Source organism: Bacillus sp. SORGH_AS_0510 (assembly GCF_030818775.1).
Taxonomy (GTDB): Bacteria; Bacillota; Bacilli; order Bacillales; family Cytobacillaceae; genus Neobacillus.
On record NZ_JAUTAU010000001.1, the window covers coordinates 3,315,163 to 3,333,202 of the forward strand.

The 18,040-nt window shown below is 36.5% G+C and carries 15 protein-coding genes and 3 pseudogenes; 8 read left to right on the forward strand and 10 right to left on the reverse strand.

Annotated elements, in window-relative coordinates; all coding sequences use genetic code 11:
- Positions 1-269: 269 nt before the first annotated feature.
- Positions 270-998 carry a GntR family transcriptional regulator gene (locus tag QE429_RS16975; protein ID WP_307288602.1) on the forward strand — a complete coding sequence of 243 codons (729 nt, stop codon included), beginning with the start codon at positions 270-272 and terminating at the stop codon, positions 996-998.
- Positions 999-1,132: 134 nt separating this feature from the next.
- Here the strand turns inward: QE429_RS16975 and QE429_RS16980 are convergent, their stop codons facing one another.
- The 3 genes from QE429_RS16980 to QE429_RS16990 form a co-directional block, all read right to left on the reverse strand.
- Entirely contained in the window at positions 1,133-2,407 is a 1,275-nt protein-coding gene (locus QE429_RS16980) for an L-cysteine desulfidase family protein (RefSeq protein WP_307288604.1), read from the reverse strand.
- Positions 2,408-2,628: 221 nt separating this feature from the next.
- Entirely contained in the window at positions 2,629-3,156 is a 528-nt protein-coding gene (gene hpt / locus QE429_RS16985; RefSeq protein WP_307288606.1) for a hypoxanthine phosphoribosyltransferase, read from the reverse strand.
- 360 nt (positions 3,157-3,516) lie between these two features.
- Positions 3,517-5,898 (reverse strand): polyprenyl synthetase family protein, encoded by a 2,382-nt coding sequence (locus tag QE429_RS16990; protein ID WP_307288608.1) that lies wholly within the window; start codon positions 5,896-5,898, stop codon positions 3,517-3,519.
- Positions 5,899-6,073: 175 nt separating this feature from the next.
- Here QE429_RS16990 and QE429_RS16995 point away from each other — a divergent pair.
- Together QE429_RS16995 and QE429_RS17000 are read left to right on the forward strand one after the other, a co-directional pair.
- A pseudogene (locus tag QE429_RS16995) lies at positions 6,074-6,358 on the forward strand (NIPSNAP family protein); the annotation flags it as partial.
- A gap of 15 nt (positions 6,359-6,373) precedes the next feature.
- Positions 6,374-6,838: pseudogene (locus tag QE429_RS17000) on the forward strand (NUDIX hydrolase); the annotation flags it as partial.
- 263 nt (positions 6,839-7,101) lie between these two features.
- Here QE429_RS17000 and QE429_RS17005 read toward each other — a convergent pair.
- Positions 7,102-8,022 (reverse strand): phytanoyl-CoA dioxygenase family protein, encoded by a 921-nt coding sequence (locus QE429_RS17005; RefSeq protein ID WP_307288609.1) that lies wholly within the window; start codon positions 8,020-8,022, stop codon positions 7,102-7,104.
- Positions 8,023-8,406: 384 nt separating this feature from the next.
- Between QE429_RS17005 and QE429_RS17010 the strand changes: the two genes are divergently transcribed.
- Complete coding sequence (locus QE429_RS17010) at positions 8,407-9,291, forward strand: AraC family transcriptional regulator (RefSeq protein WP_307288611.1); 885 nt, start codon at positions 8,407-8,409, stop codon at positions 9,289-9,291.
- 43 nt (positions 9,292-9,334) lie between these two features.
- Here QE429_RS17010 and QE429_RS17015 read toward each other — a convergent pair whose 3' ends face one another.
- Positions 9,335-9,682 (reverse strand): hypothetical protein, encoded by a 348-nt coding sequence (locus QE429_RS17015; protein WP_307288612.1) that lies wholly within the window; start codon positions 9,680-9,682, stop codon positions 9,335-9,337.
- A 170-nt stretch (positions 9,683-9,852) separates the two neighbouring features.
- On the opposite strand from QE429_RS17015, the gene QE429_RS17020 reads away from it, so the two are divergent.
- The 4 genes and pseudogenes from QE429_RS17020 to QE429_RS17035 all read left to right on the forward strand — a co-directional run bounded on the left by QE429_RS17020 (position 9,853) and on the right by QE429_RS17035 (position 12,745).
- Positions 9,853-10,107 carry a hypothetical protein gene (locus QE429_RS17020; RefSeq protein ID WP_307288613.1) on the forward strand — a complete coding sequence of 85 codons (255 nt, stop codon included), beginning with the start codon at positions 9,853-9,855 and terminating at the stop codon, positions 10,105-10,107.
- Positions 10,108-10,235: 128 nt separating this feature from the next.
- Positions 10,236-10,536, forward strand: a pseudogene (locus QE429_RS17025) (DUF3243 family protein).
- Positions 10,537-11,233: 697 nt separating this feature from the next.
- Positions 11,234-12,160, forward strand: a complete 927-nt coding sequence (locus tag QE429_RS17030; protein WP_307288615.1) for a DMT family transporter — start codon at positions 11,234-11,236, stop codon at positions 12,158-12,160.
- Positions 12,161-12,175: 15 nt separating this feature from the next.
- Complete coding sequence (locus QE429_RS17035) at positions 12,176-12,745, forward strand: cysteine dioxygenase (RefSeq protein WP_307288617.1); 570 nt, start codon at positions 12,176-12,178, stop codon at positions 12,743-12,745.
- Between the two features lie 55 nt (positions 12,746-12,800).
- Here QE429_RS17035 and QE429_RS17040 read toward each other — a convergent pair whose 3' ends face one another.
- The 5 genes from QE429_RS17040 to QE429_RS17060 all read right to left on the reverse strand — a co-directional run bounded on the left by QE429_RS17040 (position 12,801) and on the right by QE429_RS17060 (position 17,718).
- A complete protein-coding gene (locus QE429_RS17040; RefSeq protein WP_307288618.1) occupies positions 12,801-14,408 on the reverse strand; it encodes a DUF4352 domain-containing protein in 1,608 nt (535 codons plus the stop codon).
- Positions 14,405-15,274, reverse strand: coding sequence for an ABC transporter permease subunit (locus QE429_RS17045; RefSeq protein ID WP_307288620.1), 870 nt, complete (start codon positions 15,272-15,274; stop codon positions 14,405-14,407). The genes QE429_RS17040 and QE429_RS17045 overlap by 4 nt, the downstream gene beginning before the upstream one ends.
- A 191-nt stretch (positions 15,275-15,465) precedes the next feature.
- Positions 15,466-16,137: a GNAT family N-acetyltransferase gene (locus QE429_RS17050; protein ID WP_307288622.1), complete on the reverse strand. Its 672-nt coding sequence runs from the start codon at positions 16,135-16,137 to the stop codon at positions 15,466-15,468.
- A gap of 15 nt (positions 16,138-16,152) precedes the next feature.
- Positions 16,153-16,824 carry a GNAT family N-acetyltransferase gene (locus tag QE429_RS17055; protein WP_307288624.1) on the reverse strand — a complete coding sequence of 224 codons (672 nt, stop codon included), beginning with the start codon at positions 16,822-16,824 and terminating at the stop codon, positions 16,153-16,155.
- 30 nt (positions 16,825-16,854) lie between these two features.
- The gene (locus QE429_RS17060; RefSeq protein WP_307288626.1) at positions 16,855-17,718 is read right to left on the reverse strand and encodes a carbon-nitrogen hydrolase family protein; all 864 of its coding nucleotides are present in this window, start codon (positions 17,716-17,718) and stop codon (positions 16,855-16,857) included.
- Positions 17,719-18,040: the final 322 nt, after the last annotated feature.

The following is an 18,040-nucleotide window of genomic DNA, read 5'->3' on the forward strand; positions in this document are numbered from 1 at the left end:
CAATATCCATCTTGATATATCCTTTAGATTATACGCCTAAGATTGGGTTTCCTCCTTTCTATAAAAGTAAGCATGAATCCTATTACGTTATATAGTACAAAGATTGTTACACTCATTGTAATGACAATTCAGAATATTTACAATACAATTTTTATAAATTTGTTATTATTTTTTTGATTTGTAATTACAAATTTTTAGAATTGTATTTTTAAGGGTACAAATATTATCTATTTTTTGGTAATCTATAAATAATGAGGGGGAATACCAATATGGTAGAAGAAGCGAAAGATGGAAGCGCACTGCACCTTAAAGTAAAAGATGCCATAATTCATTTAATTAAGGATGGGGAATATAAACCGAACTCACAACTGCCAACTGAGGCAGAATTTTGTGAGAAATATAGTGTTAGTCGAACCACTGTGAGAACTGCTCTACAACAATTAACAACAGAAGGGTATGTTTATCGTAAACGTGGAAGTGGAACCTTTGTATCTGCAAACAAAGTTAAGCAAATTTTAACCACAACCGTCGATCACTTTTCAAGTCAAATTTCCATGCAGGGTAAGAATCCTTTAATCAAAGTACTGCTATTAGAAGTAATTCCTGCAGACGAATTTCTTTGTGAGCAATTAAAGCTCCAAGAAGGCGCGCCTGTGAATATGCTTGAAAGAATCCGTTTTGTTAATGATGAACCGATTCAGTTTGAAACGGCATATCTACCCTGGTATAAAACACCTGCCCTAAATAAACAAGGGTGTGAAAAGTCTTTATATAGCCAATTAGAATCTCAATTTGAATTAAAAATCAACAGGACTGTTGAAACGTTGGAATTATTTATCGCAGATCAGGAGGCTGCAGAAAAGCTGAACATCGAGGTGGGAGACCCTTGCTTTGTGCTCGATACCCAAGCCTTTCTTCATGATGGATCAGTAATTGAATACTCAAGAACAATCTATCGCGGCGATTTGGCCCACTTTGTCATTGAAAGAAATTACTAACGATTAATATTGAATTACAAAGAAGGAGCAATAACTCAGTCATTGCTCCTTTACTTAGTGTTTTCTTGTTTTTGTACTTTTAACAAATTTGGACACCAATCAATACACCTATAACTTCTTAATATAAATGGCATTTATTTTTCCATCATTAATTTTAAAATTAGTTCGTCCGTATGCCGTGTTCCTTCATTTCCAAGCTTACAAAAGCTTTCTATACTTTTTTCCACGTCATCATGAATAAATCCATCAGTGGATTTAATTTCTTGATTGTTAAGAGCCAACAATGCTGATTGTACTGCAACATTAGAACATGTGGATACTTTCATAGCGCATCCAGCCTTTGCCCCATCGCAAATCATTCCTGAAACATTACCAATTGTGTTTTGAATGGCTGCTTTAATTTGTTGTAGATGACCATTGAGTAAATAAACAATTGCTCCACTTGCACCCATTCCTGCGGCAGTTACACCGCATAAAGCAGAAAGTCGACCAAATTTTGATTTTATATGAATAGTAATGAGGTGGCTAAGCCCCACAGCGCGAATCATCTTCTCTTCTGAAACCTGCAGCTTCTCTGCGACTGCAACAACCGGAAGGGTAACAGCTATTCCTTGATTTCCACTTCCGGTATTGGCCATGACCGGCAGTGTTGAACCTGACATTCTAGCATCTGACCCAGCTGAGGCTAGAGACATCGCTGCAGTGGCTATATCATCAGATAGTATGCCTTTTTTTACATTTTCCTTAATTGTCTTCCCTACCTGTAACCCATAATCCCCTAAAAGTCCTTCTATTCCAATGATTCTATTAAGTTCAATACTCTTTTTTACTAGTGATAATGAGCTGATATCGACATCTTGAACCCACTCATATATTTCATCAATTGTAAGTGCTACTAATTCATCTTCATCTGATTGGAAGCCTATATTCTCGCATCCCCCCTGATACACAACCTTACCATCAACCTCAATTAAAGTAATATTACTATGATTATCAGAAATAACCACTCTAGAAGTATGCTGATCTGTCTTTAGTGTGACTTCAATATATAGTCTTTTCGGTGTATCTGCTTGACCAGATGTTACTTTGCCTTCCTCAATAAGCTTTAGCGCTGACCGCTCATCTTCATAATTAAGTCCACTTAAAACTTCAAGTTTCTTATTTGGGTCTCCAGCTACTGCTCCAATTGCTGCTGCGAAATCGAGACCACTAGAAGACATACCAGGAATCCCGACCGATTTTGCATTTTTTATAATATTTCCACTAGCTTTTAAACATAACTCTATAATTTGCCCTTTTGCATAGCTTTTTGCGGTTGCTGCGGCCAATGCAATCGCAACAGGTTCCGTACAGCCAAGTGCAATCACTAATTCTTTTTCTAGAATGGCTAATATTTTGTGCTTCTCCATTATGTTTTTCACCTACTTTACTAAAATAACTTATTTAGATACTACCATAGAAAAACAGATCTTTGGTGGTCATTTAGGGAAAAAAAATAACTGTATATTTCTGTATGATAATAGAATTTATTTTTTGGCTTTTCAATCACTTGTTAATAGCTAGAAAAAGGAGGTTCTATTTATTCAGGTAATGACATTTAAAAACTAAAAAAAACCTGCCGCGGCAGGTCTTAAACTTCTTTTACAGTTGCAATGTACGGCAGATTTCGATAATGCTCTGCATAGTCAATTCCATATCCAATAACGAATTTATCAGGAATAACAAATCCTACATAATCTGCTTTTAAATCGACTTTTCGGCGCTCAGGTTTATCAAGTAAGGTACAGATTTTCATGGTTTTCGGTTTATGAAGATCGAAATGTTCTTTTAAGAAGCTTAATGTTAACCCTGAATCAATAATATCCTCGACAAGCACCACATTCTTCCCTGTAATGTTCACATCAATATCTTTTAACAAACGTACTTTTCCTGTAGTCTCCGTTTGATTTCCGTAACTTGAAGCGGCCACAAAATCAACGGTCACATTCCCTCCAAGTTCTCTTACTAAATCAGCAGCAAAAACAAAAGCACCCTTTAAGACAACAATAAAAACAATTGATTCATCTTGTAAATCCTTCAACATGGTAGCGCCTAATTCTTTCACTTTTTGCTTCAATTGTTCTTCTGATATTAAAATACCATCGATTTCGTATCCCATAATCTCACCTTTCAAGATTGTATAGACTCACAATGACTCTATTCTATACAATTTGTTGTAATTTATCATCTATGTAACAGTGAGATATTTAATTGAATTCTCCAAAATAGCTAAACGGATCAATTTCACTTTTACTTCCTTACTAAGTGAGAGCCATTCAGATTTATCGATTCTCAATTGATATCCCTCCATTTATTATTCTTGCTTTATAGTTCACATTATTCCTATCTTATAAGGATTTCCCTTACAGTAATCCTTTTCCCGTATATTTATCGGTTCTAACCACATTTTCATTTCCATTTTTCTACATAATCTGCGGCATACCAAAAAGCCTTGGCAAGTTCCAAGGCTTTTCGTTTTTTAATGATCACGGTTAACAATATAGTTCAATAAGTGTTTCAGAAAAGTGGTTTTGCGCGGTACCTCATTTAAAGCCTCTATGGCGAGACAGTAATGTTCCCACATCTCTTTTTTTGCACCCTCACGCCCGAGGATAGATACAAATGTGGAATTGTTATTATCAGCATCTTTACCAATAAATTTACCCAACAAAGTACTGTTCCCTTCTACATCAAGCAGGTCATCCTTAATCTGAAACGCAATCCCGGCATGATAAGCAAATTGCTTTAGAACTCTCATTTCATAAACATCTGCTTGTGCAAGAATCGCAGGCATAATCAAGGATGCTTCGAAAGCAATACCCGTTTTATAAAAGCACATAGAATTCAATTGTTCGAGTGTTAGTGGCTTACCTTTGGAACCTAGGTCCATCGCCTGACCCTTACACATGACTTCGGTTACTTGTGTTGAATACTGAATTAATGTAAGCACTGTCTTAGAATCAAACTGATCAAGAGATGCTTGTTCCTCAATCGCTTTTTGAGTCAAATAAAGGCCAGTTAATTCAGCTGTTGCAATATTATATTGTTGATGAAGTGTTGCACGTCCTCTTCTGAGAGAAGCATCATCCTGCGATGGTAAATCATCAAATATTAGTGACGCGGTGTGCATGTATTCCAGCGATCTCAGCAATGGAACAATTGCAAACTGATTTAATCCATATTCGTTAACTCCCATGACCCACGTCAGAATGGGCCTCAACCGTTTTCCATCTCCGGCCAGACTATAATTGGCAGCATCAACAATTGTTTCGTTCATGTAAGCTGAATTCTCATGCTTTTGGATTCTCAAGATGCTATTGATCTGAGTACGAACAGTTTTAACGGTATCCATAAATTCATCCTGTTCTTTCCGTTGGTTCTTAATGGTGGTAATAATCTGGTCACGAAGAAGTTTATCAAAAAAATCAACATCATCCGCTTTTCGAACCATGGTCTGAATGACACGATTGAAGTCTGGATCCTCAGAAGCAAATACTTTCATCACCTCAGAATATTTTTCCATCCCTATTCTTGCTTTGAATCGTTTGAGTCCATTAATTGCCCGATCAAGTATGACCTCACAGGTCAGTAAATCCGAATTATATACGTTATGGATTAAATGGCTAATCACAGCCCAGTATAGCTCAAAGGGATTTATTAAATCTGGTCGCCGGTCATGATATTTTAAATAATAAGTATACGGAGTGACTGCCCCTTCCTTCCAATCATCAAACATATCGGCAAAGTCATCAGCCAATTGGTTGTATAATCCATAAAAGAAAGATCTTTTGTTAAATTCTTCATCTTCAGAAGCACTAATGACTGAGCGGACAATTAAGCGAGAAGAAGAGGATTTTAATATTATTGGTATGTAAAGTTCTTCATTTGTGTAGTTGGGGTTAGAGAGAGCTTTAATGCGGTCTACTTCCTGTGACTGAAAAAAAACATAGGATTGTTCAAAGAATGAATTCAATGACTCAGAGTGCTGATGACCTTTAATATATTCATAAGCCTCACGTAGTTCAGAATGGATAAATTGAATTAGTTTCAAGTTATTACCACTCCAGCTACCCAATTCTGGAACAACTCCTGTGATGAGTGTGGTCCGTATTAAATCAGTATATTGTTGTTTCTCTTGAGTGGATAGGACGTTAGCATCTAGAAGGTCGTCAATAAAAGGATAAGTTAGACCATACGAATATCCGAGTTTAATCGCTTCATTAAGTTTCTTCGTACGTTCAAATGGTGCTAGGGTATTGTCCATCTCTTCTATCACGTGCATTAAAACTCCGGCAATGATTTTGATCAATTTTCGCTGGGCATGTCCCGCATCCATCCCATCCGGAATTTGGGAGGAAACAATCTTTAATTTCTCCATCAGCCAGATGAATGTAGATTCAACCCCTTCCTTTTTTGCCCAATTGTATAATCCATCCATACTGACTAAACCTGATTTGTTCTCTTTTTTAGAAGATGTTAGATGAATTTTCAGCCCGTCTACGACATGTCGGATTCTAGCCTGGGTATCGGCTGATTGCAAAGATTTTCCTAAATCCCTCATATAAATATAAGAAATACTTCGAAGTAAATACGAATCTAATTTCCCTGTTACATCCATCCATCGAATATAATTGGAATAATCTGTGGTATTCGGTTTATTCTTTCGAGATCCTAATAACGATAACAATGGATGTCTCACGTGGTTCTGTTTCCACACCTGAAAATCATTCGTTAAGGTTGGTATATAGGTTCTTTTAATTACCTGGTCATAAAGCGTCTGAAAATAATGAGCGGCTCTTTGCTCCGCCTGTTGATAGCATTCATTGACATTCTTCGTGTTCTCCACATTAATACTATTCATACATTACCTCTACTTAATAGTGTCAGATACAGGACATCATGAACATGCATTTTTTTTTCACTAACAAAATATTATTATGTATAATCGATTACTAACAACTTTATTACCAACATTTTCTCTTCTACTACTATTCTACTTGATTTAACAATATGAGCCAACAGAAAGAAGGGTCATCATGTACTATAAAAGAGAACTTTATACGATTACGCCTGGAAGGAAACCAGAGTTTAACCATTTCTTTAATAATTTCTTAAAGGCTAACGAGCTTAAAAACGGAGCAATCCTTGTAGGCTGTTGGAATACAGAAGTGGAGAATGAACTTTTAGTCATATGGCAATATCCAAGCTACGAGGACTATTTGAACATTCAAAAAAGAGTCAAAAAAGATGCCCTTCATCAGCAAACACACGACCAACTAATAAAATTAGGACAGCTTTATACAGACTTTCATCAAGATACTTTAACTCCAACTAAGGACCACCACCCCCAAAAACAAACAGTAACGGTTAGTGGATATATTACAAATGAAAAGGAAGAAACATTACTGGTTAAGACCTTTTGGCGAGCAGATACATGGGAGCTTCCTGGAGGAGGAGTTGAAAGTGGAGAAACATTAGATCTTGCACTATGTAGAGAAATTTTCGAAGAAACTGGAATCACTGTTAAGTTACATGGCGTAACCGGCATTTATTCAAATGGCAGCACGGTTTCCATCGTCTTCCATGGTACATGTACGGGAGGAGTTTTAAGAACGTCAGAAGAAACACAAGATGTTCGCTTTGTGAAACTTGATACATCCAATGTTCATCAATATATAAAACGAGGAAAGTTTAAACCAAGGGTCTTAGATGCCATGAAGGGGCAATCCATACCTTTTGAAGCCTTTAAGGTCCGACCATATGAACTAATGAAGAGGTTAGAGGGAACTAACTTCCAATAATAATAAAAATATTCATGTAGGCTTTTAATAAAGGCTCTGTTAAACTTGACTGTTGATTTCCGCTCCAGGCACGAGCGGTTCGTAGGTGTTTCGGGGAGCCTCCTCGGAGAAACGCACCTGCGGGGTCTCCCCAAAACCATACTCCCACAGGAGTCTTCGTGCCTTCCGCTACAATCAACAGGGTGTATAAATCAACAATGTTTTTTAACACAGCTTTAATTTTTCCACGTGGCTCTTGTTCTAAGAAAACCATTTAGCATTAATTACCATTTTTTCAAGCCCAAAAGTTTCTCTCCTAATTCCGTAAGTACTGCTTGTTCATACTTCACTTGCTCCCAATTGCGAGGATCTCCAGGGAATGCGTATCCTTCTGGTTTAATTCTTTCACTCCAAGATTGAATTCTAGTTTCTCTTAAACTCTCATTATTTTCTTGTGCAGGAAACATGGATATATACTGTGCTAATCGTGCCTTTTCAGAGTAATTTGGGCGAATACCATGTGGTTGCATACTATTAAAAATGAGTAAATCTCCAGCTTTTGTCACCACTTTTGTTGGAGTAAATCCTGTAGTATCTGGCTTATGAGGATCTCTATCGGCTGGTTGTGTTTTTACCCAATCATCAAAAGTTCTATAAAGTTCAGGAATACACTGGAATCCGCCCATATCTATATCAGTATCAACTAGGGATAGAACACCTTGTACATTAACCGGGATTGGATCTAAGGAAGTATCTACATCCCAATGAATGAATCCTTTATATTCATGGCCTGGTCTCATTGGTAGGTTCAAATTACAGCGGTCAATACTTACCCATAGCTTTTCAGTGCCCCAAATATCTACAAAAGCATTGTAGATTTTCTCATACATACGGTTATCCCATAAATACTGATGGTTGTATAATTCAACCATTCCAGTATTCATCAGCTCTTTCATTGCCATTTCACGTGCTGGAGCTGTGTACCATGTAGATAAATCATTAGGGTCCTTTTCTTCAAATTCCCAAATTAACTTTACTAAACGATCAATATGATCCCTCGGAATCGCGTTACGAACAACAACATAGCCGTTTTCCTTCCAGAATTTCCAATCCTCTTCACTTAATACTCTTAATGGTTCGTTATTCTTGCGTTCATTTAATGGAATCTCAATTTCAAGGATGTTATTTAGCTTTTCTGCTTTCATATTAAACTCCTCCTTTATTCCTTCCCTGTTATCGTTTATGGGTAGGCGACCTATTAGTTAGAATAATACTATCGCCATAGTGTTAATACAATTAACTATCTTGCTAAGCTTAAAAGAAAAACTACAATATCTTGCTTTTCTCTTTTTATTTCCTATTAATTTTTTTACTAGTTCATTAGTAACAATTCTAAATCCAGGTACAGATCATAAAAATTCGGGTGTTTTTATTGAATTTTTTGTTATAAAATGAAAAAAAAGACATCATTATTCTACATATCTTGAAATTTAGTAATCTAAAGTATGTTGTTTTCGCTCTGTAAAAAACTATATTATCTTGCTGTTGATGAATTATACTGCTAAAACAACTAATCGGAGGATGCGATGATGGAAAACTCTATAAACAAAGTTTTCAATGAGGAATATGTAGATTCACCTTTGAAATTTATTATCCCCCCAGCCCTTGCCTATTCCGGGCAGGTCGGAGGAAATCCAAACTGGAACTTTCCAAGTCACAAGCACGATGATTTGAGTGAGGTAATTTATATTTGTGAGGGAGTAGGAACTTTTATTATCAATAATAAATGTTATATTGCAAAAGAAGGTGACATTCTCATTTACAATTCGGGGGTCATACATGAAGAATATTCCAATCCAATTAACCCGCTCAAAACCTTTTATTGTGGTGTCACAAATCTCGTTATTGACCATTTGAACGATCTTGAAATTATTCCTTCTAATCTAGAACCAGTGATCCGAAAGAATGAATATTCAGAGCAAATCGGTATCTATTTAGAACATATATTTGAAGAATCCTCCTTACAAGCAGCGGGTTATGAAATAATATGCCAGGGCTTGTTAACCTCTTCCATTGCATTAATTCATAGAGCCATTAAGCTGGAACATCGTAAAAATGAAACAAAAGAAGGCCATACCCTAGCCCATCGGATAAAAGAATATATTGATAAAAATTATAAAAAAAATATTAAACTTGAGGACATTGCAGATGAATTATTTATCAATAAGTACTACCTATCGCATGTTTTTAAGGAACAGATGCAATTGACACCGATTAATTACTTAATTAATCGAAGAATGGGAGAAGCAAAACACTTGTTAGTATCAACAGAGTTAAAAATTGGGGAAATAGCAAGAATCACGGGGTACGATAACCCAAATTACTTTACGCTATTATTTAAAAAGATGACAGGAGAAACACCTAAACAATTTAAGGAAAGCCATCGAAAAAATCTATATTATCATAATAATTAACACAAAAAAGAGGAGAGCTTTTACTAATAAAAATTCTCCTCTTTTATTTATTAAAGGATAAGCTGAGGTTTTTTAAAGTATGAATTCTAGCCGTAAGAAGGAATAGATCATTGTAGTTATTTTGTACGTATTCGTCAATTATGCTCATCCCTTGACGAAACTGTTCTACCAAATAATATGTGTACTTTCCATCCCAGTCAAACTGATTAATTCTAAGTAGTTCTTCAGCAATAATTTTAAATTTATATTCCTCTGAAAGTAGCTTAATTTGAAACAATTTATCCGGTTGAAACCTATAATTATTTTTATTTGCATGTTTCTGATCAAGAAACCTTATAAAATTATTAATATTTTCTGCAAGTAGAATCGCTTTATTCCTCTCGTAGATCATTCTTCCCTCTCCTCCTTTTCGAGATCTATCCCTTAAGAAAGTGTATGTGTTAATACATTTTTCTAACACCTATGTCCATCTAAAATGAATTGACATAGTATAATGCCCTTGCAATTTGCTAATAATTTCATATTTTATAGTAAGTCCTATTAGAAAGGGGGAATGTTGAGATGGAATTAACCTATGAGCGTGCGCAACAATTAAGATTAGTTGGTAAAATGGTTCGTTTTCGCAATACTAATGGCGAATGGGTTGTAGGTAAAGTGATAAATATTAATAAAAAAGGACTCGAAATCGAAGAATTTGGTAGACGCAGCTCCAGTGATGGTTATGGATTTGGGTTCTTTGGTCCAACACCGTTTTTTGGATTCCCTTGCTTTGTACCTTTTGTAAATATTTCATTCTTTAATTTCTTTTTCTTTTAGTTGGACATGTTTTGTATGATTTTTAAAAAGAATCATTGTTTAATAGGTTTTATTTTGGAAGACACAGGGAATGTATGAGTTAAGGTGATCAATTAGCTCTTTAATAAAACCTAATAGGAGTGATATGTATGGACAAGCACTTAAATGAGCAAACAATTGAAAATCAGATTTACAAAAACGGAGATTCCTTAACGAGCTTTGATGATTTCAGGGAGATTTCTTAGCGGAAAAGTTCAATTAGGCGAAAGACTAGGAATGGATGAAGAACAATTAGCCAACTCTGCACAAAAAGTGGCTGATTACCTAGCCGCAAAAGAATCACCGAAGAATTCCGAGGAGAGATTATTACAAGAGCTATGGAAGGTTGGTACGGAGGAAGAGCAGCATAAACTGGCACATATGCTTGTCCGTTTAGTTCAAAACAATTAGAAGAAACTGAATTCTAGAGAAAACAGGCTTGGTTTGCTAATAAACCAAGCCTGTTTTTATTCAGGTTTACTTAAAGCACCAAAAAATATTGAATTTGATTCGGTGGGATTGGAGTTATGGCTATAAGATGATAACCAATACTTAGAAATTGCGATAGAGTTTCTGCGCAATTTTGGCGCGGCGGCTCAATCGGTGCGTGAAAACTTTTATAAAGATTGACAAATTGATTGTCTGTTGTACAGTGAAGTAAAACAACATGCCTCCCGGTCCAAGGTTGACCGATGATAGGTTCTCGATATAGTACCCTCATTTTGAACACCCTCATTAATTAATACATTATTCTATGAAACCCCACTCGTACATTGTTCTTGGGGAATAACTATGGTTGTATCTTCTTGATGATACTTTGATAATTTTCTTCACTAATAATCCCCAACCATTTACACAGGTAGGAATTTATTAAAATTTTCTTCTTCACTCTTCTAGATATATACATAATGAACAACTCCGCTTTTCTATATTGTATTCTAGAGGAATAAAAAGTTTCCTTAGACCAAAAAAATTAATCTAACGCAAAAAACAAACAGAACAAAAAATACGTGTAAAGATTATTACTTCTAGCTACTAATTGAAACATTTTCTCTCAGGACAAGCATAAGATTGAATAACAATCTTTTGTTGAAGGGAACGCTCCGCTATGTCTACTAGCAAATCCAGGTTATTTGCTTCAATGTACGCAACCATGTCAATCAGTTTTTGGGGAGTTTCATTTGTATCTACCAAAGCAGTATTAGGAAAGCTTGACCCCTATTCGTTACTTGTCTTACGGTTTGGAATTGGAGCCTTATTTTTGCTGCTCCTGTTACTTGTCCTACGGATCCGGTTGTTCATTTCTTTGAAACATTTGCCACATTTAATGATACTGGGCATCCTTGGCGTATTTGTACATCAGGTGCTTCAAGCAACTGCATTGTTAACAATTAACGCTTCTTCTGCTGGTTGGCTCATCTCGTTTTCACCAATATTTACAGTTATTCTTTCACTTCTTTTTTTACATGAAAAAATAAATTTCATTAAGATTGCAGGTATGTTCCTTGCCATTACTGGTGTACTGCTAGTCACATCGACAAGAAGTGGACACTCCTTCGAAATAGCAATGAATATTGGCTTTTTTCTCATGATGCTGAGCACGTTAAACTGGGCCGTTTATTCAGTCCTATTACGGAGCTTAAAGCTCCCTTATCCTCCCCTTCTGGTAACTTTTTATATGAGTTTACTTGGCTTAATTCTTACCACACCTTTTCTCATAAGAAACAAAGGTTGGGAATCCCTCTCCCAATTGACCCATTCAGAGTGGGCACATTTGGTGTTTCTCGGCATTTTTGTTTCAGGTATCGCTTATTGGTATTGGGGAAAGGCACTTGAAGTACTGGAGGCTTCGAAGGTCTCAATGTTTTTATATTTAGAGCCCCTTACCACCTTAATTGCTGCGGTATTGCTTTTACAGGAGAAAATTTTACTCATAAGTGTTGCTGGAGGAATCATAATTATTATTGGAGTCATTGTTGTTAACGGACATCTGATGCCTATGTTGTTCAATTTCTTTAAGAAAAAACGACTATAGGAGGAGAAGAACTTCATGGATTTGAAAAATAGGATGAAGACAGTTCTAGAGCCATTGAAATGCCCATCTAAAGAGGAATTAAAAGAGGCTTTATTGAAACTTGATATAAAAATTGATGAACTTGCTAGCTTGCCAGAACCATCTGAAGGGAAACCTTACAATCGTAGGCTTCTTTATAAAAATGATGAAGTGGAATTACTCGTAATGAATTGGTCTGAATTAGAGTGTGCCCCGCATGATCATGGGAATTCCCACGGTTGGATCCAAGTCCTATCCGGTACTTCACTAAATTCGGTTTATGAGATGACAGGCAATGGGTTGCCAACCGAATTGTTTCGACAATTCCATCATCAAGGGAAATATTTTTATGCACCACTGAAAGCTATTCATAAAATGCAAGCTTCCAACCAAACGGATTTAGTCACTCTACATTTATATTCTCCTCCCATCACTGGAATGATTGTCTATGACTTACAAAAATGTGCCGCCTGTGTAGTATCTGATGATTGCGGAGCATGGTGGCCTGATGAACAATACCAGAAGGTGAAAGAGATACAACTTAAAAGGGCTGAAACTATTGAATAATAGTAGCTAAAAAAACCCTCTACAATTATTGTAGAGGGTTAGTCACTATAAAAGTCTATTGAAAATTAATAATTGGTCCATTCACTTGCTGAAAAGGGAAGTATTGCAACTGGAACTTCTCCCCTATTGGCAATTCATAGGCAAGTGTACCACTGACACTATTACCGGCATCGAGCTCCCCTGATGAGAGGGTTGTGTCAATATCGATCATCAGGAATGGCTGGAAATAGAGGTTTCCTTTGCTATCTGTAACACTGAAGTAATGAGGGGCAAACTTTATTTTATCCGTTCCCGTATTTTTAATTACCACAGTAATAATATAAAATTCATTACCTGCTTTAGGTTTTTCCTTTGGGGTCCCTGTTGATTTTTCAACCTTCGTTACCGTTAGTATCGAATCTGTCAGTTTAATTTCCTCCCCAACAGCATGGGGTTTCTGCTTGACTTGGCTTGAGGTCTCTTGTGCTAGTGGAGAATGGGCAGTAGCAGACTTTGTGTATGTACTTTTCTTTTTGGCACTAGCCGGCTCCGAAAGTTTGATTCTCGCACCTGGATCATAAACAGTCACTACACTTATGAAAATAATAATGAACCCCCATATCAACCCTTTCCTGCTCAATAACTTTTTCTTAGATTCGTTACCAAACTTCTCCGTGAAAATGTGTGGTTGATGTTCATTTACCACAAATTCAAAATGGTGCTTCTCTAGTTGAGTAGGTGAAGGCACTGCTTGTTTCTTTACTTTTCCCCTTTTTATGACAAGTGCTCCGTCTAGCTGTGCTTCCAGTTCTTTTTTCATCATATTCACAATTAAGATCACAACGAAAAAACCTAGAATTGGAGCAAAAATCATCCACGGCGCCCTCATAAAATCATGGAAATTCTGACCGATTAAACCCGCCCACTCATTAGTTAAAGAAGCTGCTTTGGGTGGTTCTTCATACCCAAATGTTCCACCAATTGTCTGCCCCCCAAGAAAATACGAAAAAATTCCTAAATGCATCGTGATTTGCAGGGCACTTAATAGCTGTTGAAAAGTAAATAAAACACCATAAGAACGAAAATAAGGCATCAAGTGCCTTCGGATAATATGAAGCTTACTAGCCCCCATTAGATACGAACTCTTCACAAAGGATGTTCTGACTAATTCATCCGTTATCTCTGATGCAAAAATAGTAACCGAAGGGAATCCTAGAAAGACTAACATCAAAATCTGATAAGCTACAACCGAGGACATGGGACTGTCAAACGCTCCGTGCACTGGTAACATTAATACAATTCCTAAGAAAATGGTCGGTATATATCTAAAAATTACGAAAAAATCCTTAAAATACTTTTTCAAGTACGGTACATAAAGGGATAAGAAAATGCCCATTGCTCCGCCAAATACTACTCTCAAGAGGGCAACAACAAGTGCTGTTACAAGAGTATATTTCGCACCATACAACATGAGCAAATGCATATCCTGTCCGTTACGATCTGTTCCCATGATATGTTCAAACGACGGTGGAAACGGGGCTCTTCCTAAAATGTTCCCCTTTTCATCTGTGATTAAGATTTGTTTATTAAAATCCATTGATCCATAAAGAGGATATAAATAACTTGCTAGAAAAAGGAGAAGGAGGAGTATCGCTCCAATCGAAGTTTTTTTATATTTCCTCATAAACTAACACTCTCCTTTCCTTTAAAAAACTTAAGCACCAGAAGGCTTATCGCTTCTACGATCAAAAGAGGTAATGTAAACAATAGTAGGCATATGACCAGTAATAAAAACTCTCCCATTCCCATTGCAACTGGAAACGTTTTGGTGAATCCATTGATGTTAAACATAAACTCCAAAAGATAAAGGTTGGAAAGAATAATCCAAATACTCGTTCTCAACTGGATGATTAGTATCGGAAAAATGTTACGAATCATATGTATTAATAATATTCTAAACTTCCTCATTCCTTTTGCCTTGAGGTATAAAACATAATCTCTAGATTCTTCCCCCTCTAGGGCCTTAATTAGAAATTGCATAAAAAATAGGGTTGGGAGGAATGAGATGGTTATAATCGGAACAAAGTATGGCTTGTGACCAAAGATGCCATATAGCTGTAAAAATTTCAGTCCGGTAGTTTTATAGAGAGTGATCACAAAAAACATAAATAGAAAAATAACGAGTAGGTCAGGGACGGACTCAAAAAAATCAATCACCTTTTTGAACAAGCTTCCCAGTTTTTTAGGTGAAAGTTTCACCATAATAGCTCCAATCACACCCACGATAATAACCACCAGTAAAGCTGCAAATACAATAGTCATTGAATACCGATAGCTTTCAGCCATATTCATTTGTTCATATAAGGAAATGAATTGAGGGTCATTAATTTGAGTCAATTTTTCAATATTAATCTCAACAAATTTCCAAAACGGTTTAAAGTTAATGGATAGAGATTCTCCAATTCCAATTAGAGTGGGTAATGCAAAAACAAATAGGATTCCTGAGACCATGAAAAGTATCCTAAGGGGCAGTTCCAAATATTTTTTCATTTTAAACCTCTCTTATATATAAATTGGTCCGAAAACCATTTGAACAATCTTAAGTATTAGACGGAACTGAATTGGATTATTGTTCACATTTATGTAAAAAAAATGAATTTTTTTATTATCAACATTATAATAACAAAAAAAGCTCCCCGACTAGTCAATACTTCGACCTAATCAGCAAGCCTTTTCAATTATTAAAAATATAATAATGCCACTTTCTCTTTTGCTTCTATGTTTTCAATCATTGCGTACCAAGATTCTGGTTTATTGGATAAAACGGTATAATAGCGCTTTAAAAATTTCACGATTAAATCTGTTTGCAGCTCATTCATTTCTCCATCCATTGGAAGGAAACAAAGGTCAAGGCCAGTTACCGCTTCTCCATCATTATTCCAAGACGGGTGAACATATGGGAAATCAAGACGCTTGTACCCAAGATGAGCCAACACTTCGCGACGAACATACGGATCCATTGGCTTAACGCCACCAAATTCATAATGCTCAACACGATATGGATCATAGATTTCAGCAAACATTCCCATTAACTTTTTTCCATTCGCAGCTGCTAATCCATTCAAATCTTCCAATCTTTTATTGGCTAAAAATGGTCCTATTCCCATTTCTGCTTTACCGATAATGGTAAAGTCAGTCATTGCTACATTAAAATCTTCATAATACCGGTACTCAGTCGCACCCACTACTTTTCCTTCATGAACAGCAACAAAAACACGGATACCTGGATCTTCTAACGGTTCTTTCCAAAGATCAAATTCTAGTACTTCTTCGGGTGGGAATACATCTTGCATTAATTGATGCATTTGTTTAAATAACGGATCAATAATATTAGTTATTCTACTAAATTCCATTGGATCATCTCCTTTTTATTTTGAACTGATAAACGGATTTTTCCATTCCATTAGCGTTCCATAATTATAGGATTCTTCATCTTCTAAATAATTCGCTACTACTTTTACTGGGATCCGTCCGCAACGGAGGAGAAAAGTAATAACTGGATCCTTCAATTCTCCTTTTACCACGGCTTCAATATACTTGTCAGGTGTCATATCATTCGCATGCTTGTGATAACCTGGCATTCTACCTCCACCAAGCAATCTATCCAATCCTAAATGAACCACCACATCATACATTGAAAACATCAGCCACTTGCCTAATCCTAACTTTCGATAAGCAGGACGAACTCCAATATCGACAACGTATAGAGTATTTCCATTTGGGTTGTGATTACGAATATAGCCATGATCCGTTATTTCTTCCCAAGAATGGTCTGGATGTTTAGGATTAAAGTCAACGAGCAATCCCGTCATAGACCCACCCATATCACCATTCACCTCAATACATAAAGCTCCCTGTGGAAAAAGAGTTACATGATTTGTTAGTTGTTCTTCATTCCACCATAACTCAGATGGAAATGGAGGAGGAAAACTTTCCTGTTGTATGCGAATTAAATCAGGAAAGTCCTTTTCTTCATAATTTCGGATCACAACTGGAACAGGTTTGTCTTGGTCGAAGACAAAAAATTCCTTTCGATACATGACGAACCCCCATTTCAATTTGGTATTAACTTATTTGGTTTCCCAATCAGGGTAAAGGTCTGTGCGTCGATCACGCCATGTAGTAACCGATCCCTTTTCACGTACCTGATATAACAGCTCTAAATTTAGGTCTGCTGTAACGATCATATCCTGATTGATCTCACCTTCAACCAATATTCCTTTAGGCGGGAATGGAATGTCATTTGGTGTGATGACAACAGCCTGCCCAAAATTAGCACGCATGAAATCAACCGTTGGCAGTGCACCGACAGTACCTGTAGTGACAACATAGACTTGATTTTCGATGGCTCTCGCATGACTTGTGTAACGAACACGGTGGAAGCCGTGGCGATCGTCTGTACAGGATGGACAGAAAATAACATCTGCCCCTTTCGCCTTTGCCATACGAACGATTTCTGGAAATTCAATGTCATAGCACGTTAACATTGCGATTTTCCCTTTTTCGGTCTCGAAAACTTCTAGTCCGTCTCCTGCACTCATATTCCACTCATGGACCTCTGTTGGAGTGATATGAAGCTTTGCTTGTTCTACCACTCTTCCATCTGGATAAAACATATGGGCAACATTATAAAGGCGATCACCTTTACGAATCACATGTGTTCCACCTATAATGTGCATCTTATATTTTTTGGCAAGCTCGATAAATAGCGACCTGTATTGATCGGTATAATCAGGAAGTTCTTGAATGGTTAATGCTTCCCCTTTATCGTTACCAATGGACATTAGCTGTGTAGTGAAAAATTCAGGGAAAATGATAAAATCGGATCCGAATTCTTCAGCTGTTTTTATATAATGCTCCACCTGATCTGCAAACTCTTTAAAAGAGCTAATGGTGTGTAGATGATATTGAACGGCTGATACTCTCATTTGCATTGAATCCCCTTCTTTCTATTTGTGTTCATCATTTAATCCTATTATTAGCGAAATGAAAAATTTGAACAAGTACGCACTTTTTCATTACATAGTGTAAAAAAGTATACTGTTAGTTAAAGAACATATTTTATTAGGATATTCATACTACAAGTAAAAATTCAAAATACGCTTTTTATACAGTGAACAAATTGGAGAAGAATAGTTTGACTGAGGGAGGTCTACGTGACCCAAGCTGGGTTTGAATAGATAAAACGGGCTCATAGACCCCGGCTATGCGACCTTTCTGCACTTGTTTTTTGAGAAAACGGGCTCGTAGACGCTA